General features: G+C 74.2%; 17 protein-coding genes and 1 tRNA gene. 1 reads left to right on the forward strand and 17 read right to left on the reverse strand.

Going from position 1 to position 21,585, the window contains the following annotated elements; genetic code table 11:
• Positions 1 to 1,232: 1,232 nt before the first annotated feature.
• The 9 genes from ACFY23_RS29750 to ald all read right to left on the reverse strand — a co-directional run bounded on the left by ACFY23_RS29750 (position 1,233) and on the right by ald (position 9,837).
• Positions 1,233 to 1,306: transfer RNA gene (locus ACFY23_RS29750), tRNA-Pro, on the reverse strand.
• Between the two features lie 204 nt (positions 1,307 to 1,510).
• Positions 1,511 to 2,914, reverse strand: coding sequence for a ribosome biogenesis GTPase Der (gene der / locus ACFY23_RS29755; protein WP_350686550.1), 1,404 nt, complete (start codon positions 2,912 to 2,914; stop codon positions 1,511 to 1,513).
• A complete protein-coding gene (cmk, locus tag ACFY23_RS29760) occupies positions 2,911 to 3,591 on the reverse strand; it encodes a (d)CMP kinase (RefSeq protein ID WP_350686551.1) in 681 nt (226 codons plus the stop codon). Before cmk ends, der begins: the two co-directional genes overlap by 4 nt.
• Positions 3,592 to 3,745: 154 nt before the next feature.
• Entirely contained in the window at positions 3,746 to 4,516 is a 771-nt protein-coding gene (locus ACFY23_RS29765) for a pseudouridine synthase (protein ID WP_350686553.1), read from the reverse strand.
• Positions 4,503 to 5,402, reverse strand: a complete 900-nt coding sequence (scpB, locus tag ACFY23_RS29770; RefSeq protein ID WP_350686554.1) for an SMC-Scp complex subunit ScpB — start codon at positions 5,400 to 5,402, stop codon at positions 4,503 to 4,505. Before scpB ends, ACFY23_RS29765 begins: the two co-directional genes overlap by 14 nt.
• A complete protein-coding gene (locus ACFY23_RS29775; protein WP_350686556.1) occupies positions 5,399 to 6,514 on the reverse strand; it encodes a ScpA family protein in 1,116 nt (371 codons plus the stop codon). The genes scpB and ACFY23_RS29775 overlap by 4 nt, the downstream gene beginning before the upstream one ends.
• A 53-nt stretch (positions 6,515 to 6,567) precedes the next feature.
• Complete coding sequence (locus ACFY23_RS29780; RefSeq protein WP_036375269.1) at positions 6,568 to 7,491, reverse strand: ParA family protein; 924 nt, start codon at positions 7,489 to 7,491, stop codon at positions 6,568 to 6,570.
• Between the two features lie 226 nt (positions 7,492 to 7,717).
• On the reverse strand, positions 7,718 to 8,710 hold the full coding sequence (locus ACFY23_RS29785) for a site-specific tyrosine recombinase XerD (protein ID WP_387038555.1): 993 nt from the start codon (positions 8,708 to 8,710) through the stop codon (positions 7,718 to 7,720).
• Between the two features lie 11 nt (positions 8,711 to 8,721).
• On the reverse strand, positions 8,722 to 9,837 hold the full coding sequence (gene ald / locus ACFY23_RS29790) for an alanine dehydrogenase (protein WP_350819461.1): 1,116 nt from the start codon (positions 9,835 to 9,837) through the stop codon (positions 8,722 to 8,724).
• A 225-nt stretch (positions 9,838 to 10,062) separates the two neighbouring features.
• On the opposite strand from ald, the gene ACFY23_RS29795 reads away from it, so the two are divergent.
• A complete protein-coding gene (locus ACFY23_RS29795; RefSeq protein ID WP_387038558.1) occupies positions 10,063 to 10,386 on the forward strand; it encodes a TM2 domain-containing protein in 324 nt (107 codons plus the stop codon).
• 77 nt (positions 10,387 to 10,463) lie between these two features.
• Here ACFY23_RS29795 and ACFY23_RS29800 read toward each other — a convergent pair whose 3' ends face one another.
• The 8 genes from ACFY23_RS29800 to steA form a co-directional block, all read right to left on the reverse strand.
• Positions 10,464 to 11,102, reverse strand: a complete 639-nt coding sequence (locus ACFY23_RS29800) for an NUDIX hydrolase (RefSeq protein WP_350687084.1) — start codon at positions 11,100 to 11,102, stop codon at positions 10,464 to 10,466.
• The gene (locus tag ACFY23_RS29805; protein WP_350687082.1) at positions 11,099 to 12,850 is read right to left on the reverse strand and encodes a CTP synthase; all 1,752 of its coding nucleotides are present in this window, start codon (positions 12,848 to 12,850) and stop codon (positions 11,099 to 11,101) included. The genes ACFY23_RS29800 and ACFY23_RS29805 overlap by 4 nt, the downstream gene beginning before the upstream one ends.
• A 150-nt stretch (positions 12,851 to 13,000) precedes the next feature.
• The gene (locus ACFY23_RS29810; protein ID WP_350819476.1) at positions 13,001 to 15,502 is read right to left on the reverse strand and encodes a hypothetical protein; all 2,502 of its coding nucleotides are present in this window, start codon (positions 15,500 to 15,502) and stop codon (positions 13,001 to 13,003) included.
• Positions 15,502 to 16,701 (reverse strand): glycosyltransferase family 4 protein, encoded by a 1,200-nt coding sequence (locus tag ACFY23_RS29815; RefSeq protein WP_350819463.1) that lies wholly within the window; start codon positions 16,699 to 16,701, stop codon positions 15,502 to 15,504. The genes ACFY23_RS29810 and ACFY23_RS29815 overlap by 1 nt, the downstream gene beginning before the upstream one ends.
• A gap of 55 nt (positions 16,702 to 16,756) precedes the next feature.
• Positions 16,757 to 18,454 (reverse strand): lipid II flippase MurJ, encoded by a 1,698-nt coding sequence (gene murJ / locus ACFY23_RS29820; protein ID WP_350819465.1) that lies wholly within the window; start codon positions 18,452 to 18,454, stop codon positions 16,757 to 16,759.
• Position 18,455: 1 nt separating this feature from the next.
• Positions 18,456 to 19,322 (reverse strand): hypothetical protein, encoded by an 867-nt coding sequence (locus ACFY23_RS29825; protein ID WP_350819467.1) that lies wholly within the window; start codon positions 19,320 to 19,322, stop codon positions 18,456 to 18,458.
• Positions 19,323 to 19,380: 58 nt separating this feature from the next.
• Positions 19,381 to 20,319, reverse strand: coding sequence for a copper transporter (locus tag ACFY23_RS29830; RefSeq protein WP_350686189.1), 939 nt, complete (start codon positions 20,317 to 20,319; stop codon positions 19,381 to 19,383).
• A gap of 27 nt (positions 20,320 to 20,346) precedes the next feature.
• Positions 20,347 to 21,525, reverse strand: coding sequence for a putative cytokinetic ring protein SteA (gene steA, locus ACFY23_RS29835; RefSeq protein WP_350686188.1), 1,179 nt, complete (start codon positions 21,523 to 21,525; stop codon positions 20,347 to 20,349).
• Positions 21,526 to 21,585: the final 60 nt, after the last annotated feature.

A 21,585-nucleotide genomic window follows, 5' to 3' on the forward strand; every position in this document is an offset into this window, starting at 1 on the left:
GGTCGACGGTCTGATGGTGGTCGCCGTAGTCCCGCTCGGTGTCGTCGGTTGCTGTACTTCGCTGCTGTACATGCCGCCAGCCCCAACCTCGGACAGTCGAGCATCGATCTAGATTGGGACGTGTGATGTGGGGACCCTACAGAGCCGATTTGCCTACCGTGTTGCGAGATGCGGGCGAGGCGCACGACCAGGTTTACACCCTCTGGGTTAGGGAGGAGCCACTTCTGGAGTCGTGGTCGCTGGTCTTCCAGGAATGCCCCGGTAGGAGTAAGGAGTACAGGTCGCACGGCATGGATACCTACTGGATCGGGGTCGGCCCGTACGGCGGGTGGGGATGCTATGGAGAGGTGGTCGAATGCGAGGTCACACCCTCGCGGCAGCCGACTCTGCCCATGATGCCCCCCAGCGACACGACTAAGTTGCGGCTGGTCTTCGCTGACCAAACTGCGTCGGACCTCGACCTACCGAGGGAGGTCCACCTCGCTCTTGGCTTGTCTGCTGAGCAACTCCAGAACTTCAAACGCGGCCTGGTCCGCGTCCTCACTTCAGGTAGGCCCAGTTCCCATCCTCGACTCATGCGGATGTAGTTCCAGCGCCTCTGATGCCCCCTGGCCCTGTCGCCTCAGATCGGCTCGCCGTTCCCGGACAGTCAGTCACGGCTGTCCACTCGCGCCGGGTTTCCCCTCCGCTGCGTCTTCCAGCCATCCCGTCGGCCTTCGTCCGCACACCGTGGAGCGGGTGGGGCCTGCCCGGTCAAGGTGGAGCACCCAGCGGCTGAACGACCTTGACCGGGCAGGCCCCACCCGCTCGGCTCCGCCCGGACGAAGGTCGTCGGGGATGGCGCCACCATCCCGGAGTGCCCGAGGACCCCGCCGGAGGCATTGCCCTTGTGCCGATCAACACCGAAGCCCCGGGTCTGCCACTATCGATGGCGGCCCGGGGCTTCGTCGTATGTCGCGCCGCCGGCGGGCTAACACCGACGCGCTGGCGGCCGAAGGCCAGAGGCGCGGCGGCGGGCCATCGGCCCGGCCCAGGTTCGGCGGCGCGAGCGGCCCGCGACGCGGGCCGCCTTGATCACGATGGAGATCTACAGTCAGGTCTCGTCCAAGGCCACCCGGGAAGCCCTACGGAAGCTAGGCGAGAGCCTCGATCAATGAGCCGTTGCTGTACTTTGCTGCTGTACAAGATCAGAAAAGGCCACCTGGAAGATTCCAGATGGCCTTTGACCTGCGTCGGGACGGCCGGATTCGAACCGACGACCCCTTGACCCCCAGTCAAGTGCGCTACCAAGCTGCGCCACGTCCCGATGCCCCCGCGCGGTGTTCCCCGCGACAGCCGGTACAGCTTAGCGCACGATCATCCCGCCGTCCGCACTGACCCCTCCCGCCTCGGACCGCGTCGCCCACCTCACCACCCGCAGAGCATCCTAGGAGGATAGGGTGGGAGATGGGGGTGGAAAAATGCCGGATGGGAGCAGGTGCTCCCATCCGGCATCAGGTCCGAGTCGGGGTCAGCCGTGCGCCTTGCCCCGGCCGCCGGGGCCGAGCTTCTTTCGGGGGCGTACCGATATCTCGATCGGGCTGCCCTCGAAGCCGAACTCCTCGCGCAGCTTGCGCTCGACGAAGCGCTGGTAGCCCGCGTCGAGCGGACCCGTGGTGAACAGCACGAAGCGCGGCGGGGCCACGCCGGCCTGGGTGGCGAAGAGGATCTTCGGCGCCCGACCGCCGCGCACCGGGTGCGGGGTGGCCTGCACCAGGGCGGTCAGCCACGAGTTGAGCTGCGCGGTCGGCACCCGGGTCTCCCAACTCGCCAGGGCCTTGCGCAGCGCCGGCGCGAGCTTGTCGACTGCCCGGCCGGTCCGCGCCGACAGGTTGAGCCGGATCGCCCACGGGATCCGGCGCAGCTCGCGCTCGATCTCCTTGTCCAGGTAGTACCGGCGGTCGGCGTCGACCAGGTCCCACTTGTTGAACGCGATCACCAGCGCCCGGCCGGTTTCGGTCACCATGGACAGGATCCGCTGGTCCTGCTCGCTGATGACCTCGCTGGAGTCGAGCAGCACCACCGCAACCTCGGCGGCCTCGATCGCCGACGCGGTCCGCAGGCTGGCGTAGTACTCGGTGCCGCTGGCCTTGCCCACCCGCTTGCGCAGGCCGGCCGTGTCCACCAGTTGCCAGGTCTCCCCGCCGATCTCGACAAGGCTGTCGACCGGGTCCACCGTGGTGCCCGCGACCGAGTCCACGACCGCACGTTCCTCGCCCGAGAAACGGTTCAGCAGGCTCGACTTGCCGACGTTCGGCCGGCCGACGAGGGCCACCCGGCGCGGTCCGCGCGGGCGGTGCTCGACGATCTTCGGGGCCTCCGGCAGCGCGTCCATGATGGCGTCGAGCAACTCGCCCGAGCCGCGGCCGTGCAGCGCCGACACCGGGTACGGCTCGCCGAGGCCGAGCGACCACAGCGAGGTGGCCTCCATCTCGATGGAGGCGTTGTCGGCCTTGTTCGCGACCAGGATCACCGGCTTGGCGCTGCGGCGCAGCATCCGTACCGCCGCCTCGTCCACATCGGTCGAGCCGACCATCGCGTCGACCACGAACAGCACCACGTCGGCCGTGGCGACCGCCGCCTCGGCCTGCGCCGCGATCGCGGCCGCCCGGTCCTTGGCGTCGGGCTCCCACCCGCCGGTGTCCACCACGGTGAACTGCCGGCCGGCCCACTGCGCGTCGTACGGGACGCGGTCCCGGGTCACCCCGGGGATGTCCTCGACGACCGCCTGCCGGCGGCCGATGATCCGGTTGACCAGGGTCGACTTGCCCACGTTGGGACGGCCGACCACGGCCACGACCGGCTGCGGGCCGGTCGGTTCCTCGGTGTCGACGTCCGGCTCCCGCAGCTCCACCCAACCGTCCGCGTCGGTCATGCCACTCCCCGCTCGGTCAGCAGGTCGCGTAGCCGCGCGACGACCTCGTCGATGCCCAGCTCGGTCGTGTCGAGCACCACGGCGTCGGCGGCCTGGGTCAGCGGGTCGGCCTTGCGGGTCGAGTCGAGCCGGTCCCGCCGGGCCAGGTCGGCGGCGGTGGCCGCCACGTCGGTGGCGTCCTCGGCGCTGCGCCGGGCGGCCCGGGCCGCCTCGGAGGCGGTGAGGTAGACCTTCAGGTCGGCGTCGGGCGCCACCACGGACCCGATGTCGCGGCCCTCGACCACGATCCGGCCGGCGTGGGCGATCATCTCGCGCTGCCGGGTGACCAGCAGCGCGCGCACCGCCGGCACGGCGGCCACGGCGGAGACGGCCCCGGTGACCTCCGGGCCGCGGATCTCCGCGTCGACGGTCACGCCGTCGGCGGTCACGCCGTACCCGGTGGGGTCGGTGCCGATACGCAGGTCCACCTCGCCGGCGACCTTGGCCACCGACTCGGCGTCGGTCAGGTCGACACCGGAGCGCAGCACGGCCCAGGTGATGGCCCGGTACATGGCGCCGGTGTCGAGGTAGCGGGCACCGATGCCGACGGCGAGCCGCCGGGAGACGGTGGACTTACCCGAACCGGACGGCCCGTCCACAGCGACCACGCAGCGCCCGGCCCGTACGTTTTCCTCCACCGTTGTCCTCCTCAGCCCGTACCCCACGAAACGCCCACCGCGTCCCGCGAGCGGTTTCCACACGTCCTCAATCATGCCCGGCGGTGCGCGAGGTCGCCGCCGGCCGCCGGGCCGCCACGGAGCCTACCGGCAGCCGTACCCGCGAACCGACCGGTCAGTCACCCACGGCCTTGAACAGGGCGGCGACCTCCGCGTTGGTCAGCCGCCGGGTGCGCCCGGCGCGCAGGTCGCCCAGCCGGATCGGCCCGATGGCGGTACGCACCAGCCGGCTCACCGGGTGGCCCACCTCGGCGAGCAGCCGCCGGACGATGTGCTTGCGCCCCTCGTGCAGGCTCAGCTCCACCTGGGCGGTCCGGCCCAGGGTGTCCACCACCCGGAAGGAGTCGACCTTCGCCGGGCCGTCCTCCAGCTCCACGCCGGCCGTCAGCCGCTTGCCGAGGTTGCGCGGGACCGGCCCGGACACCTCGCAGAGGTAGGTCTTCTGCACCCCGTACGACGGGTGCATGAGCTTGTGCGCGAGGGTGCCGTCGTTGGTGAGCAGCAGCAGGCCCTCGCTGTCGGCGTCGAGCCGCCCGACGTGGTAGACCCGCTGCTCCACCCGGTTGCCGAGGAAGTCGGCGAGCGCGGTGCGCCCCTTCTCGTCGGCCATCGTGGAGACGACCCCGCGCGGCTTGTTCATGGCCAGGTAGACCAGGCGGGTGTCGGCGACGAGGCGTTCGCCGTCGACGTGGATGACGGCGGTGGCGGGGTCGACCTTGTCGCCGAGCTGGGCGACCCGCCCGTTGACGGTGACCCGCCGGCGGAAGATCAGGTCCTCGCAGGCGCGCCGGGAGCCGACGCCGGCGGCGGCCAGCACCTTCTGGAGGCGCTCGGCCCCCTCGAAGACGGGCGCGTCGGGGCGGGGGGTGCGGTCATCGCGTGGCATCGGCAAGCTCTTCTACGTCGTCGGGAAGGAACGGGGCCAGCGGCGGGAGGTCGTCGACGCTGTTCAGCCCGAGCTTCTCCAGGAACATCGTGGTGGTCCGGTAGAGGAACGCCCCGCTGTCCGGTTCGGCGCCGCACTCCTCCACCAGCCCGCGGGAGACCAGCGTACGGATCACCCCGTCGCAGTTGACACCCCGGATGGCGGAGATCCGCGACCGGGTCACCGGCTGCTTGTAGGCGACCACGGCCAGTGTCTCCAGCGCGGCCTGGGTCAGCCGCACGGACTGCCCGTCCAGTACGAACCGTTCCACGTAGGTCGCGTATTCCGGGCGGGTGTAGAGACGCCAGCCACCCGCGGCCCGGCGCAGCTCGAAGCCGTGCCCGGCGGCAGTGTAGCCCGCGGCGATCTCGTCCAGCATCGGCCCGATCCGCTCGGCGGGCTGCTCCAGCACCTGGGCGAGCGTCAGCTCGCTGACCGGCTCGTCGACCACCAGCAGGATCGCCTCCAGCGCTCCGCGCAGCTCCGCGTCGTCCAGCGCCACCGGTGGCGGCGGCTCGGGCGCCGTCCGCCGCCGGGGCTGCTTCCTCGGTACGCCCGCGCCGCCGCTCTCCCCCGCCGCCCCGGGCTCCTCCTGCTCCCCCGTCGGCGGCTGCGGCTCGCCCGCCTCCCGCGGCTCCTCCGCCTGCCGTGGTTCGTCCGCTTCGGCGATCTTGGCGTCTTTCGGCCCCTCCTGGGGCCGTTCCGTACCGAGATCCGCAGCGGGCGTGGACCGGCGGTCTTCCCCTTCGTCGCCGGAAGGGCTGGACGCGGTGGCGGGGCGTTGCCAGGGTGGGATCCAGGCGGCTGCCTGGTCGGCCAGGGAGTCCCGGCGTTCCTCGTCGCTCATCCGGCTCGTTCCTCCGTCACTCCCGTCGCCTCCCCGCCCGCCGCCGACACGCTCGTCGCCTCCTGACCGGCGGGCTCCGCCGGCTCGTCCGGGCCGCCGGAGGGTTCGCCGCCGTCCTCCTCCCCGGCTTCGGCAGGCCGGGACGGCGCCGTCGGGCGGGACGGCACCGCCGGCGGTTCGGCCGGACGCTCCGGGGCGGGGGGCGGCGCCGGTTCGGCGGGGGTGCCGGCGTACTCGTCGATGTGCAGGTCCGGGCCGCCCTCGGCCGGGCCGGTCCAGCGTACGGTCAGCTCCTCCAGCGCCTGCTCCTGGACGAAGGCGACCAGGCCCTCCCGGTAGAGCTCCAGCAGGGCCAGGAACCGGGCCACCACCTCCAGGGTGGCGTCGCAGTCGGCGCAGAGCAGCGAGAAGGTGGCGGTGCCGGCCCGGCGCAGCCGCTCGGTGATGATCGCCGCGTGCTCCCGGACGCTGACCCGGACCATGTGCACGTGGGCGATCGACACCTCCGGCACCGGCTTCGGCGTCATCGCCCTGATCGCCAGCTTCAGCAGCCGTTCGGGGCCGATGCCGAGCACCAGGTCCGGCAGCGCCTCGGCGTACCGGGGCTCCAGGGTGACCGCCCGGGGGTAGCGCCGGCCGCCGACCTCCTCCAGCGCGGCGATGTGCGCCGCCGCCTCCTTGTACGCCTTGTACTGCAGCAGCCGGGCGAAGAGCAGGTCCCGCGCCTCCAGCAGGGCGAGGTCCTCCTCGTCCTCGACCTCGGCGGCGGGCAGCAGCCGGGCGGCCTTGAGGTCGAGCAGGGTGGCGGCGATGAGCAGGAACTCGCTGGCCTCGTCGAGGTCCCACTGGTCGCCCATGGCCCGGATGTACGCGATGAACTCGTCCGTGACCCGGTGCAGCGCCACCTCGGTGACGTCGAGCTTGTGCTTGCCGATCAGCTGGAGCAGCAGGTCGAACGGGCCGGTGAAGTTCGCCAGCCGGACGGTGAAGCCACCGCTCTCCGTCGCCTCGGGCACGCCCCCGGGACCCGTCGGCACCTCGGCGGCGGAGTCGGCGGCCCGTACGGGCGGCTGCTCCGGCGTCGCGGGCGGATCGAGGGGTGGCGCGGTCACCGGAAGACCGTAGTCCACGCCCCGGACGTCTCGGCGCGAAGGTGCACCCCGGCCTACCGCTCCGCCTGGGCGGCGATCACCTCGCGGGCGAGCTGGCGGTAGTTGCGGGCACCGGACGAGGCCGGGTCGAGCGTGGTGATCGGGGCACCGGCGACGGTGGACTCGGGGAACTTGACGGTCTTCGTGATCACCGTCTGGTAGACCTTGTCGCCGAACGCCTCCACCACCCGCTGGAGCACCTGCCGGCAGTGGGTGGTGCGGCTGTCGTACATGGTGGCGAGGATGCCCTCGAGTTCCAGGTCGAAGTTGAGCCGCTCGCGCACCTTGTCGATGGTGTCCAGCAGCAGGGCGACACCGCGCAGGCTGAAGAACTCGCACTCCAGCGGGATGAGCACGCCGTGCGCGACCGTGAGCGCGTTGATCGCCAGCAGGCCCAGCGAGGGCTGGCAGTCGATCAGGATGTAGTCGTACTCCTTGCGGATCGACCGGAGCACCCGGGCCAGGGCCATCTCCCGGGCGACCTCGTTGACCAACTGGATCTCGGCCGCGGAGAGGTCGATGTTGGCCGGCAGCAGGTGCAGCCCCGCCACGTCGGTCTTGATCAGGACGTCTTCGGCGGTGACGTCGTCCTGCATGAGCAGGTTGTAGACGGACAGGTCGAGGTTGTGCGGGTTGACCCCCAGCCCGACCGAGAGCGCGCCCTGCGGGTCGAAGTCGACCAGCAGCACCTTGCGGCCGTACTCGGCCAGCGCGGCGCCCAGGTTGATGGTCGTGGTGGTCTTGCCGACCCCGCCCTTCTGGTTGGCCATCGCGATGATCCGGGCCGGGCCGTGCCGGTCGGTCGGCATCGGCTCGGGGATCGGCTTGCGCATCGTGTAGGCCGCCGGATCCGCCGGACCCAGATCCGCTCCGAGCGTGGCCTGCTGCTCGCGGAGCTCCGACGTCCAGGTCTCGGCACGGTCACCGTTGCCAGCCATGTCCTCGTTGCCCCCTCCCGACGACCACCCGGCGTCGGAGCCGTCCGACGTCCTGCGCGGCGCCGCTGCGCACCCCGTCTGCCTCGCCCCAGGAGGTCCGCGCCGATGCCGACTGTACGCCACCGGCCGGCGGGCCGGTTCGCACCCGCTCGGCGTGTCGCCGCCCCGCCGACCAGGCCACCCCCGGCGGACCGGCCGACGCCCACCGGCCGGACGGTCGACGCGGTCAGCCGCGCGCCCGGGGATGGGCGGTGGCGTACACCTCGCGCAGCCGTTCCACGGTGACCAGCGTGTAGACCTGGGTGGTGGTCACCGAGGCGTGGCCGAGCAGTTCCTGCACCACCCGCACGTCCGCGCCGCCGTCGAGCAGGTGGGTGGCGTAGGAGTGACGCAGGGTGTGCGGGGAGACCGCCTGGGTCCCGTCCACCGGCAGGCCGGCCCGCTGGGCGGCGCGGCGCAGGATGGTCCAGGCCCCCTGCCGGGACAGCGCGCCGCCGCGGGCGTTGAGGAACACCGCCGGGGTGCCGCGGCCGGCCGCGGCCAGGCCCGGCCGGGCCCGCACCAGCCAGGCGCGCAGCGCCTCGACCGCGTACCCGCCGATGGGGACCAGCCGGGTGCGGCCGCCCTTGCCGCGCAGGACGACGGTGCCCTCGTCGACGTCGAGGTCGTCGACGGCCGCGCCGACCGCCTCGGAGATCCGCGCCCCGGTGCCGTACAGGAACTCCAGCAGCGCCCGGTCGCGCAACGCGAGCGGCGCGGCGTCGCCGGTGGCGGTCACGGCGCCGGCGGTCTCCAGCAGCCGGACCACGTCGTCCACCGGCAGCGCGCGGGGCAGCCGGCGCGGCGGGGTGGGCGGGCGCACGTCGCGGCTGGGGTCGGCGCCGGCCAGCCCCTCGCGCAGCGCGAAGCGGTGCAGCCCGCGCACCGCGCTGGCCGCCCGCGCCGCCGACGAGACCGCCAGCGGCGGGTGCGCGTCGTCGCCGGCCCGCAGCCGGGACAGGTGCTGCTCGACCTGGCCGGGACCGACCGCCGCCAGGTCCGCCACCCCGGCCGCCGCCAGGGTGGCCAGGTAGCGCTCCAGGTCCCGGCGGTACGACGAGAGCGTGTTCGCCGACAGTCCCCGTTCGACGGTGAGGTGGTCCAGGTAGCCGCGGATGGCACGGCGCAGGGCCGGCGTGGGCTCCGCGCCCGCGCCGGCCCCGTCCGGTGTGCCGGTCAGCCCGCCGCCCCTCAGGCCAGCGCGTCGGCCAGCGGCAGGGCCCGCATGCCGTGCGCCTCGGCGACCGGGCCGTAGGTGACCTGGCCGTCGTGGGTGTTCAGGCCCAGCGCCAGCGCCGGGTCGCGGCGCAGCGACTCCCGCCAGCCGTGGTTGGCCAGTTCCAGGGCGTACGGCAGGGTGACGTTGGTCAGCGCGTAGGTGCTGGTGTGCGGCACGGCGCCCGGCATGTTCGCCACGCAGTAGAAGATCGACTCGTGGACCTTGTAGGTCGGGTTGGCGTGCGTGGTGGGGCGCGAGTCCTCGAAGCAGCCGCCCTGGTCGATGGAGATGTCGACCAGCACGCTGCCCGGCTTCATCCGGGAGACCAGCTCGTTGGAGATCAGGGTCGGGGCCTTCGCGCCGGGCACCAGCACCGCGCCGATGACCAGGTCCGCGTCGAGCACGGCCCGCTCGATCTCGTACGCGTTGGAGGCGACCGTCTGCAGGTGGCCGCGGTAGATGGCGTCGGCCTGGCGCAGCCGGGCGACGTTCTTGTCCAGCAGCAGCACCTCGGCCTGCAGGCCGAGCGCGATGGCGGCGGCGTTCATGCCGGAGACGCCGGCGCCGATGACCACGGTCTTCGCGGCGTAGACGCCGGAGACGCCGCCCATCAGGATGCCGCGCCCGCCGCCCTGCGCTTGCAGGTGGTACGCGCCGACCTGCGGTGCGAGCCGGCCGGCCACCTCGGACATCGGGGCGAGCAGGGGCAGCGACCGGTCCGGCAGCTCCACCGTCTCGTACGCGATGCCGGTCACCTTGCGGTCGAGCAGCGCATCGGTGCACTCCTTGGACGCGGCCAGGTGCAGGTAGGTGAAGAGCACCTGCCCCTCGCGCATCCGGTGGTACTCCTCGGCGATCGGCTCCTTGACCTTGAGCACCAGCTCGGCGGTCTCCCACACCTCGTCGGCGGTGGCCAGGATCTTGGCCCCGGCTGCGGCGAAGTCGTCGTCGCTGATGCTGGACCCGACACCGGCACCGGCCTCGACGAAGACCTGGTGACCGCTGCGGACGAACTCGTTGACGCCCGCCGGCGTGATCGCGACGCGGTACTCGTGGTTCTTGACCTCGCGTGGGATTCCGACCTTCACGATGCAGACACCTCTCTTCGGGGCTGCGCTCCCCCGACTGCCCGGCGCCACGACGGCCCCTTTGCCGCCGCGGTCCACCGGTCCCACCGGCGGCAGTCTAGGCGCGCCGCCACCCCCGCCGGGCCAGCACAGTGACATCCGGTGCCCGCCCACCCTGACGAAGTGTCAGGCGTCGACCCGGCCGGCGGTGGGACGCCGCCTCAGCCGTCAGGACAGTGTTCAGCCATTATCGTCCCATCCAGGGGGTACCGCTGCGGACACCACGACAGTGGATCACTATGGTGTCGCCTCATGACCACTCCTCCTTACCAGCCCGGATACCCGACGGGCGTTTCCGACAAGAGCAAGCTCGTCGCCGGTCTCCTCGGCATCTTCCTGGGCGGCTTCGGCGCCGGCCGGTTCTACATGGGCGACACCAAGACCGGTGTCCTCCAGCTCGTGGTGAGCTTCGTGACTTGCGGCTTCGGCAGCCTCTGGGGCCTCATCGACGGCATCCTGATCCTCGTCAACGGTGGCGTCGACGGGCAGGGCCGGCCGCTGCGCGACTGACCCGACCGGGACGACGAAGGGGCCGTGCGGCGAACCGCACGGCCCCTTCCCACGTATCCGCGTCGAACGCGGCCGGCTCAGCGCGGCGGCGGCGTGTCCGCGCGGCGCAGCGCCGACCAGCCGGCATCGCGGCCCCGGGCGGCGGCGAGCAGCCCGGCCACGCAGGACGCGTTGGTGATCTCGCCCGCGAGGACCATGCCGACCGCCTCGTCCAGGTCGATCCGGACGACCTGGAGGTCGGCCTCCTCCTCGCTGCGCTCGTGGCGCTGCTCGGCCGGCACGTCGGTCAGGTCCCGGGCCAGGAACACCCGGACCAGCTCGTTGGTGAAACCCGGCGAGCTGTGCAGGTCGACCAGGACGTCGAGCCGTCCCGCGACGAGGTCGACCTCCTCGGCCAGCTCCCGGGCCGCGGCGGCGGCCAGGTCCTCGCCGGAGACGTCCGTCAGCCCGGCGGGCAGTTCCCACAGGTGCCGCCCGACGGGGTGGCGGTACTGGCGGATCAGCACCACCTGACCGGCGGAGTCGAGCGCCACGACGGCCACCGCGCCGACGTGCCGGACGAAGTCCCGGGTCCCCGTCCCGCCGCCCGGCATGGTCACCTCCTCGGTGACCACGTCGAAGATCCGGCCACGGTAGCGCTCGGTGCGGGAGCGCACCTCGTAGCGGTGCTCGACGGCGCTGCGCTGCCCGACGGTTCGCTCGTCACGCTCGCTCACGAGGGCGACGCCGCCTTCGCGGCGGCGCCGCCGTTGCGGGCGGCCTTCTTCGCCGCCGCGTTCTCCGCCGCCTCCAGGTCCACCGGGAGCTGGTCGGCCTCGGAGTACGCCACGGCCGCCTTGACGAAGGAGGCGAACAGCGGGTGCGGCCGGGTCGGGCGGCTCTTCAGCTCCGGGTGCGCCTGGGTGGCCACGAAGAACGGGTGCAGGCCGCGGTCCAGCTCGATGAACTCGACCAACCGGCCGTCCGGCGAGGTGCCGGAGAAGCGCAGACCCGCCTTGGTGAGCTGGTCCCGGTAGGCGTTGTTCACCTCGTACCGGTGCCGGTGCCGCTCGCTGATCTCGGTGCTGCCGTACGCCTCGGCCACGAGCGAGCCCTCGGTCAGCTTCGCCGGGTACGCCCCGAGCCGCATCGTGCCGCCCAGGTCGCCCCTGCCGGCGACGATGTCCTCCTGGTCGGCCATGGTGGCGATGACCGGGTGCTTCGCCTCCTCGTCGAACTCCACGGAGTTGGCGCCCTCCAGGCCGGCCAGGTGCCGGGCCACCTCGATCGTCATGCACTGCAGGCCGAGGCAGAGGCCGAGCAGCGGGATGCCGTTCTCCCGGGCGTACCGGGCGGTGCCGATCTTGCCCTCGATGCCGCGCACCCCGAAGCCGCCCGGGATGACGATGCCGTCCACGCCGGCCAGGGCGGCCGCGGCGCCGGTCGGCGTGACGCACTCGTCGCTGGGCACCCAGCGCAGCTGCACCCGGGCCCGGTGGCCGAAGCCGGCCGCCCGGATCGCCTCGCTCACCGACAGGTACGCGTCGGGCAGGTCGACGTACTTGCCGACCACGGCGACGGTGACGGTGTGCCGGGGCTGGTGCACCCGGTCCAGCAGGTCGTCCCAGCTGGCCCAGTCCACGTCGCGGAAGGAGAGGCCGAGCCGGCGCACCACGTACGCGTCGAGGCCCTCGCGGTGCAGCACCTTCGGGATGTCGTAGATGCTCGGCGCGTCCGGGGCGGCGGTGACCGCCTCGCGGTCGACGTCGCAGTAGAGCGAGAGCTTCTGCTTGACCTTGTCGGGGATCTCCCGGTCGCAGCGCAGCACCAGCGCGTCGGGCTGGATGCCGATGCTGCGCAGCTGGGCCACGGAGTGCTGGGTCGGCTTGGTCTTCAGCTCCCCCGACGGCGCCAGGTACGGCACCAGCGAGACGTGCAGGTAGAAGCAGTTGTCCCGGCCCAGGTCGTGGCGGACCTGCCGGATCGCCTCCAGGAACGGCAGCGACTCGATGTCGCCGACCGTGCCACCGACCTCGGTGATCACGACGTCCGGCACCTGGCCGTCGTCGTCCGGGTCGGCCATGGCCAGGATCCGCGACTTGATCTCGTTGGTGATGTGCGGGATGACCTGGACGGTGTCGCCCAGGTACTCGCCGCGCCGCTCCTTCGCGATCACGTCCGAGTAGATCTGGCCGGTGGTGACGTTCGCCTTGCCGGAGAGCGCCCGGTCCAGGAAGCGCTCGTAGTGCCCGACGTCGAGGTCGGTCTCGGCGCCGTCCTCGGTCACGAAGACCTCGCCGTGCTGGAACGGGTTCATCGTCCCCGGGTCGACGTTGAGGTAGGGGTCGAGCTTCTGCATGACCACGCGCAGGCCGCGCGCGGTGAGCAGATTGCCGAGGCTGGAGGCGGTGAGGCCCTTACCCAGCGAGGAGGCGACGCCCCCGGTGACGAAAATGTGCCTGGTCGTCCGTGCTGAAGGGGCCAAGGCCTGCTCCCGTGTCGTCCGTCGCGGTCGTGCAGACCGCCGTGCCGATCAGCAAAGTGATCACGCGATCCACGGGATTCCACGGTAACACCTCACCCGGCCCCGCCGCCGGGCGCACCCGTACCGGCCATCCAGGCGTCACCGGCCCGTTCAGGAGGCCGTGACCTCGGTCGATGGCCGGCCGGCCGCCGCGCGGTCGCCGTCCCCCGCCCCTGTCGCGGGCGCGCGGTGGCCGTCCCCCGCCCCGGTCGCGGGCCCGTGGTCGCCGTCCGGCGCCCCGGTCGCGGACGCGCCCGCGCCGGGCCCGGGGGCCGGGGACGCGCCGGACCCGGTGCGCGGGGACACGGCCGACCCGGCGGCCGGGGACGCCGCGGGCGGGGAGCCGGCCGGCAGGTCCCGCCCGGTGCCCGGACCCGCCGTGCGGCCCGGTCCGGCGCCCGCCGGCGCCGGACCGTCCGGGCCGCCGTCGTCGGGTTCCCCGCCGCCGCCCGGTCCGCCGCCGTCGGGCCCGTCGCCGGTCCCGCCCGGCCCGCCGTCGCCCTGGCGGGCCGCGTCGGGCTGGGTGCGGTCGGTGGAGTGGTCGAGCACCCGCAGCGCGGCCAGCGCCGCCATCGGCACCACCAGGGCGCCCGCCGCACCCGCCACGTCCAGGGCGTCGCCGCCCAGCACCCCGCCGATCACCGCGGCGACGGCGGTGCCGGCCATCGCCGCCCGCATCGCCGGGTAGATGCCGAACAGGCGCATCAGCCCGCCCCACGGCTGGAGCAGGGCGAACCAGACCAGCAGGGCGCCGGCCAGGGCCAGCACGGTCAGCGGGCTGTTGACCAGGGTCTCGAAGTTGGCGGCGCCGGAGCGGTGCACGGTGAGCCCGCCGGTGCCGTCGCCGACGGCGGCCAGGAACCGGCCGAGGCTTCCCCGCTCGGCGGCGGGTCGACGCAGGTCCAGCACCGCGAAGCCGATGGTCAACGCCAGCCCGGCCATGGTCGCCCAGGCCAGCCGGCTGATCGTCAGCCAGCCGCCGGCGCTGATCGCGGCGGCGACGCTCACCCCGGCGGTCAGCGCGATCGCGCCGACCGAGTCGGACCCCAGGTACGGGCTGCCGACGACCACCACGGCCGCGCCGCCGACGGTCACCATGACGATGGGCCGCCAGGACCGGGGCACCCGCTGGGCCAGCCACCCGGCGCTGAGCAGGGCGCCGGCCAGGAACACGCCGAGCCCGACGGTGCCCAGCCCGGCGTACCGGCCGCCCTCCAGGGCCGAGTAGCCGACCACCCCGTTGAGCTGGAGGCGGGCGCCGGTGAGCACGTCCACCCCGACGGCCAGCGTGGTCAGGCCCGCCACCGCGCCGAGCGGGCCGAGGGTGCTCGCGTGCCCGGGCGCCAGCCGGACCACCGCGGTCGCGGCGACCAGCAGCAGCACGGTCACCCCGGCGAAGTAGAGGCCGGCGTGGTCGCCACGCCACCACGGCACCGCGTCGGCGAGCAGCGCGGCCGGGACGGCCAGGGCGGCCGCGATCAGCAGCAGCTCGACGACCGACACGACCCGCCGCGACACCGGCTCCGGGCCGTACGGGCCGGCGTGCCGGCGGGCCCGGCGCAGCAGCGGCAGCACCGCCACCGCCAGGAGCACCTGGACGCCGGCGAGCAGGGCGAAGAACCAGTCCGCCACCCGCCGTTGGGCGGCCGCCTCCCGGTCGGCGTCGGCGGGCTGGGCGATCGCGGTGGCCAGGTCCGCCGGCCGCCCGCCGACCGACTCGGCCGGCCGGCCGAGGAAGAGCCGCTCGGGCATCGGCCGGCCCAGCGCGGTGAGCGCGGTGGGTGCGAGGTCGACCAGTTGCAGGTAGCCCTCCCGGCCGGTGCTGGCCGAGGTGAGCCACCCGCGCTCCCAGCCCGGCCCGTCGGCGACGGCCACGTGCAGCCGGGACGGCACCTCGGTGTCGGACACCCCGGCGACGATCACCAGTGAGCGGGGCGGCCGGGCGGCGAGCACCCGGGCCAGCCGGGCGTCGGCCTCGCGGGCCGCGGCGGTCCGGGCCGCCGGGTCCTCGCCGGCGACCGTGCCGAGGTCGATGATGCTCAGCACGCACGAGCCGAGCAGCCCGGCGGGGTCCTCGGGCAGGGCGGCGGCGTACCGGTCGACCCGGCCGAACGGCCGGGCGGCGGCCACCGCCGCGCCGGGCCCGACCGCCACCGAGCAGCGCACCGACTCCGACAGCGCGCCGGGCATCGTGCCCCACGGCAGCCGCTCCTGGTTGTGCAGGACGACGCTCTCCTGGTCGGGCAGGTTCGCGCCGATGCCGTCGGGCTGCTCCACCGTCACCGCCGCCGGGGGGCAGCCCCCGACCTGCCGGCTGCCGTTCCAGGCGGCGAAGCTGCCCGCCCCGAGGGTCAGCCAGCCGTCCACGGGACAGGTCGGCCGGTGCGCGGAGCGCACCGAGAGGGAGCCGATGGAGCCGTCCTGGGCCATCCGCCACAGCGTCGGGGTGGTCTCCGGGTCGACGTCCTCCCAGCGCAGCCCGGCCACGCCGGCCAGCACGACGAAGTCGGCGGTGCGCGCGGGCGCCTCCCGGTCCGGCCGGGCGGTCAGCGCCGCGATGCCGAGCGCCACCACGACCAGGGTCAGCAGGGCCGGGGCGAGTCTGCGCAGCATCATCGTCGTCCCGTCGACGGGGCGTGACCGTCACGTCCGGGTTCGGCGGGCCCGCCGTCGCCGCCGGGGGCCGCGGATCCGGCCGGGTCCGGGGTTAGCTCGGCGTAGAGCGCCGCGAGCTGGGCGAGGGTGTCCGCCTCGGTGGGCCAGGTAGCGGCCCGGGCGGCGCCCCGCCGGCCCAGCTCGGCCCGGCCGGCCTCGTCGTCGAGCAGGGCGCGCACGGCCGCGTCCACCGCGTCCACGTCCCCCGGCGGCACCAGCACCGCGGCGTCGCCGACCAGCTCCGGCAGCCCGCCGACGGCGGTCGCCACCAGTGGTACGCCGGCCCGCATCGCCTCCTGCGCGAAGAGCTGGCGGGCCTCCCAGTCGCTGGTCACCAGCGCCAGGTCGGCCCCGGCGAGCAGGTCGGCCACGTCGGTGCGGTGCCCGAGCAGGGTCACCGGGGCACGGGCGGCAGAGATCCGGGCGGCCAGCGGCAGGTAGGCCGGGCCGCTGCCGGCGATCACCACGACCGGCGCCGGGGTCCGGGTACGCCACCGGGCGGCCGCGTCGACCAGCACGTCGTACCGCTTCTGCGGGTGCAGCCGGCCGACGGAGAGGATCAGCGGCTGGTCCGGGCCGACGGCGAACTCGGCGCGGACGGCGGCCCGGCGGCGGCGCGGCGCGGGCAGCGCCGGCGCGGCGACCGGGGCGAGCCGGGCGTCCGTCGCGCCCAGCGCGGCGACCCGCTCGACGAGGTCGGCGGAGGCGCCGAGCGCCACCCGGGCGCCCCGGGCGACGACCCGCTCGACGAGGCGGGACACGCCGCCGCGCAACCCGCCGGCGAGCACCGCGTTGTGCCAGGTGACCACGAGTGGCACGGCCGGCCGGGCGAGGACGGCGACCAGCCCGGCGCGCAGCCCGTGGGCGTGCAGCACGTCGACCGGCTCGGCGGCGAGCGCCCGGCGCAGCGCGCTCACCGCGCGGGCGTCGGCCGGGGTCGGGCTGGCCGGGATCTCCACCGGCCGGAACCGGGCGCCGACGCCGGTGAAGTCGAACTGCTCCTGCGTCGCGGCGGGCCCGCAGACCAGCACGGCGGCGCCGGCGGCGGTCAGCCCCTGGGCGAGGGAGCGGACGTGCTGCCCGACCCCGCCGGTGCTAGAGGCGAGCAGCAGGGCCACGGTGCCGCGCCAGTTGGCGTCCGGTGTCGGTTCCGTCACCGGGGCCACCCCCGCCCGTCGGTCGCCGCCGGCCGGTCACCCGTCCTGCACCCGCTCACCGGGACACCGTCTCCTTCCCGTCACCCCGTTCCGGGGGGATCCCGCCCTCACCCGTCCGTCCGGCGGGGCCCGCCGGCCCGCGCCGGCCCCGGCCCAGCCGCCGGAGCACCCCGGCCAGCAGCGGTCGCACGTCCCGCCGGTCGACCAGCCAGACGACGGCGAGGAAGACGACGCCGACCAGGACTCCGGACAGCATGCCCTGCACGAGCGCGGCCGGTGTCGTCGGGGTGCCGTCGACGGCAGCGTCCAGCCAGCGGGCGGCGGCCGCCCCGGCGAGCGCGGCCAGGGCACCGGCGAGCAGCCCGGCGGCGCCGGCCCGGCCGACGCCGGCGAGCGCGGCGGCCCCGGCCGCGCGCAGCACGGCGCCGAGCAGCAGCCCGCCGAGCAGCAGCATCCCGACCGAGTTGGCCAGGGTGACCGCCAGCACCCGGTCCGCCACCGGGAGCAGGGCCGCCAGCGGCACCGCGGCCACCGGCACGGCCAGCCAGCCGGCGGTGATCGCCACGGTGGCGGGGCGGGTGTCGCCGCGGGCGTAGAGGGCCCGGGAGAGCACCGCGAAGAGGCCGTAGCCGAGCAGCCCCGGGGCGAAGCCGGCGATCCCGGCGGCCGTGGACCCGGGATCGTCCGGGTAGAAGAACGCGGCGACCGGCGCGGCGGTGCCGACCAGCGCCGCCGCGCCGAGGCAGCTGAACAGCAGCACGCCGCGTACGGTCGAGGAGAGCGTGCGCCGGTAGTCGCCGTCGTCCCCGGCGGCCGCCGCGGTCGCCAGCGCCGGGTAGGCCGCCACGGCCAGCGGCACCGCCAGCACCGCCCAGGGCAGCAAATACATGGTCTGGGCCAGGTTGAACACCTGCGGCGAGCCGGTCGGGCCGCCGGAGACCCGGTTGAGCAGCACCAGCAGCGCGATCTGCTGGGCGGTGACGGTGACGGCGCCGGCCAGCGCCAGCCCCGTCACCCGTGCCCGGGCGTCGGCGGGGAACGCGTACCCGGGACGCAACCGCAGCCCCAACCGGCGCAGCGGGATCAGCAGCGACAGCGACAGCACCACCACGCCCGCCGTGGTGCCGGCGGACAGGATCAACTCGCCGCCGCGGCTCACCTCCGCCACGCTCGCGCCGCGCCCCTCGGCGCCACCGAAGGCGAGGTAGACCACGATCACGGTGAGGCTGGACAGCAGCGGCGCGATCACCGGCCAGGCGAACCGGCGATGCGCCTGGAGCACGCCGGTCAGCACGATGCCGATGCCGTAGAGCGGCAACTGCGGGGCGAAGACCCGCAGCATCCGCGCGCCGGCGGCCACCTCCGCCTCGGAACGCCCCTCGCTGATCAGCGACACGACCGGGCCGGCGGCCACCGCGACCAGCACGGCCAGCGGCACCAGCAGGGTGACGGTCCAGGTGAGCAGGGCGCCGGTGGTGGCGGCCACCGCGCGCCGGTCGCCGGCCGCGACCGGCCCGGCCAGCAGCGGTACGACCAGACTCGCCAGCGCGCCGCCCGCGACGATCTCGAAGATGATGTTCGGGACCGTGTTGGCGATCACGTACATGCCGCCGAGGTCGCTCTTCTGCACGACCCAGGTGAAGACGGCGGTGCGGCCGAAACCGGCGAGCCGGCTGACCACGGTCAGGACGGCGATGAGCGCGGCCGCTCCGGCGACGCGGCCGGCGCCGGCGAGGGGTGCCGGGGTCGTCACGTCAGTCGGCGCGGCGGCCCAGCGCGTCGAGTTCGCGCAGCCCCGGGGTGCGCTGGATGACCTGGGTGAAGCTGACCTTCTCGCTGGCCGCGGTGAGGCCGGCGAGTACGGCGAGCAGCCCCGCCCGCCCGACCGGCCCGGTACGCGCGGCCAGCGCCACGCCCAGCAGCGCCCCGAGCGCGTTCGCGCCGCTGTCGCCGAGCATCGCGTCCTCGCCGAGGTCGTCGGGGAGCAGCCCGGCGGCGGCGCCGACCGCGCCCGCGGCGATCCCGCCGTGCGGGCCGCCGGCGAGCGGGGCGCCGAGCAGGATGCCGGACTTCAGCGCCCGCCCGGGTCGCAGGTCGAGCAGGTTGAGCAGGTTCGCGGTGCCGGCGATGACGCCCGCGCCGAGCAGCACGTCCACGCCCCGGCCCAGCGCCCCCTGCCGCTGGCGGCGCCGGTGCCCGGCGACGCGGGGGTCGGTGGCGAGCAGCGCGGCGGCGCCGAGACCCGCCGCGCCCACCCCGACGACCTTGACGAGCCCGGCGGTGACGCGGCCCTCGCGCAGCGCGGCCAGGTGACCGGCGAAGCCCTTGGCCGCCTTCTGCTCCGGCCGCGCCCCGACGACGTCGTCGTAGAGCCCGACGGCCCCGGCGCCCACCCCGGCGACCAGGGCGGCGGCGCCCGAGGAGGCGCTGGTGGCACCGAAGGCGCCCGCGCCGGCGGCCCCGGCGGCGAGCGCCGGCCCGGCGGCCAGGGTCACCGTGCGCCCGCGGAAGTTCGTCCGGTCCAGGGCGGGGCCGGCCGGCGAGGTGCGCACCTCGCGCAGCGCGTACCGGGCGGCGGCAGCGCCCGCCCCGGCGATCAACAGTCGACCGAGCAGACTCACGCGGCCCCCTCCCGCTCTGCGGAGAAGCTGGATCCGGACACCCGGGTACGTCGTTCGCTCACTGGGGCAGTCTAGGCAGCAGGGTGGCGTTGTCGCCGACGCCGTACTGCCCGGCCTTCTTCTCGGTCACCTGCTGCACCATCGCGAGGGCGGTGACCAGCTGGCCCTGGACGGTGTTGGCGTTGTCGACGGTGGAGATGCTCTGCACCAGCACCGGGTCGCTGCGGACGGCGGCGACCAGGTTGCCGCCGGCCGAGCCGTTGCCGGCGACGACGATCGTCCCGGCGCGGTCGAACTGCTCGGCGACCTTCAGGACCGACTCGTCCTTCTTCGCCGAGTCCTTGTCCACGTACGGCTGCCCGCTGACCACGACGACGGCCTCCGCCGACGCGCTGACCCGCTCCTCGGTGGTCAGGTAGTTGGCGTTGGTGTACGCGGCCAGCACCGCCCGCCGGTCGGCCTCGGTGACCGGGGTGGCGCCGGGCGCCCGGTCCAGCAGGACGCTGGCCAGCAGCGCGCTGGAGGTCTCCACCCCGTGCCCGTTGCCGGGCAGCCCGGAGGTCGGCGCGCTGGTCGGCCGGGCGGCGGTGACCGCCAGCTCCAGCAGGTCGTTGTTGTTGTCCGGTTCGATGAACTTGTCCTGCAGGTCGATGCGGCCGGTCACCTCGGCCCCGGCGAGCTGGAGCATCTTGACCACGCCCTCGGTCTGGTCCCGCCCGGTGGGCAGGGTGAGCACCACCACCCGCTTGCCGGTCAGGGTGCCCGGCAGGACGACCTCGGCGATCTGGGCCGCGAAGTCCTCCTCCAGCTCCAGCTCGCGCTCCATGCTCTGGACCGCCTGGCGCATCTGCTGGTTGTCCTTGCGCAGCGCGTTGACGGTCTCCTTGAGCGAGTCGGCCACCGGGCCGTTCAGGGCGGCGGTGCCGACCACCAGACCGATCGCCAACGCGAGGAAGACCGCGGTCAGGGACACCACGTGGTACCGGAAGTTGATCACACCTGCAGCCTCTTGATCGGTCGGACGCTAGAAAAGCTGTTCAAGCTGGAACACGAAATTGTTCCACCACTCGGAGACCACGCCCAAATACGCCTTGCCGACGGTGGAGACCGCCACGGCGGAGGCCATCGCCGCGATCGCGGAGAGCACCAGCAGCAGCAGCGAGGACCCGGAGATGCTCTGCCGGTAGAGCCGGCTCACCCCCTTGGCGTCGACGAGCTTGCCGCCGACCTTGAGCCGGGTCAGGAACGTCGAGGCCATGCCGCCGCGCCCCTTGTCCAGGAACTCCACCAGCGTGGCGTGGGTGCCGACGGCGACCAGCAGCGAGGCGCCCTTCTCGTCGGCCAGCAGCATGGCCAGGTCCTCGCTGGTGGCCGCGGCGGGGAAGGTCACCGCCGGTACGCCCAGCCCGGTGACCCGGGCCAGGCCGGGCGCCCGCCCGTCCGGGTAGGCGTGCACGATCACCTCGGCGCCGCAGCGCAACACGTCGTCGGTGACCGAATCCATGTCACCGATGATCATGTCCGGCGTGTAGCCGGCCTCCACCAGCGCGTCCGCGCCGCCGTCGACGCCGATGAGCACCGGCTTGAACTCGCGGATGTAGGGGCGCAGCACGTCCAGGTCGGCCTTGTAGTCGTAGCCGCGCACCACGATCAGGCAGTGCCGCCCCTGGATCTCGGTCTGGATCTCCGGCACGCCGACCCCGTCGAGGAGCAGGTCGCGCTCCTGCTTGAGGTAATCCATCGTGTTGGCGGCGAACGCCTCGAGCTGGACCGACAGGCCCTCCCGGGCGTCGGCCATCGCCTTGGCCACCGTCTCGGCGTCCTGGAGGCTGCCGTGCGCCACCGGCTCGTCGCCGACGTAGACGGTGTTGCCCTCGATCCGGACCGTGTCGCCCTCGCGGATCCGCTCGAAGATCCCCTCTCCCAGGTCGTCGAGGAGCGGTATGCCGGCGCCGATCAGCACCTCGGGCCCGAGGTTGGGATAGCGACCGGAGATCGACGGCTTCGCGTTGAGCACGGCGGCGACACCGACCGCGACGAGCGAGTCGGCGGCGACCCGGTCCACGTCGACGTGGTCGATGACCGCGATGTCACCGGGGCGGAGCCGGCCGACCAGGCGCTTCGTCCGGCGGTCCAGGCGCGCGGTGCCGAGGATTCTGCCCGGTTCCGCGTTCCGGGTCCGGCGCAACGTGGGTAGACGCATCGTGACCATCCTGGCATGTGAGGCAGGCAATTCTGTCGCGACATGCCTGAGCAGGGCCGC

It is taken from the genome of Micromonospora sp. NPDC000121, from assembly GCF_042899165.1.
Classification (GTDB): Bacteria; Actinomycetota; Actinomycetes; order Mycobacteriales; family Micromonosporaceae; genus Micromonospora.

Excerpts from the sequence above, each read along its gene's own strand:
- ACFY23_RS29810 (WP_350819476.1), bottom strand. The coding sequence starts at position 15,502 with ATGCTGCGCAGACTCGCCCCGGCCCTGCTGACCCTGGTCGTGGTGGCG.
- ACFY23_RS29765 (WP_350686553.1), bottom strand. The coding sequence starts at position 4,516 with ATGCCACGCGATGACCGCACCCCCCGCCCCGACGCGCCCGTCTTCGAG.
- steA (WP_350686188.1), bottom strand. The coding sequence starts at position 21,525 with ATGCGTCTACCCACGTTGCGCCGGACCCGGAACGCGGAACCGGGCAGA.
- scpB (WP_350686554.1), bottom strand. The coding sequence starts at position 5,402 with ATGAGCGACGAGGAACGCCGGGACTCCCTGGCCGACCAGGCAGCCGCC.
- der (WP_350686550.1), bottom strand. The coding sequence starts at position 2,914 with ATGACCGACGCGGACGGTTGGGTGGAGCTGCGGGAGCCGGACGTCGAC.
- ACFY23_RS29780 (WP_036375269.1), bottom strand. The coding sequence starts at position 7,491 with ATGGCTGGCAACGGTGACCGTGCCGAGACCTGGACGTCGGAGCTCCGC.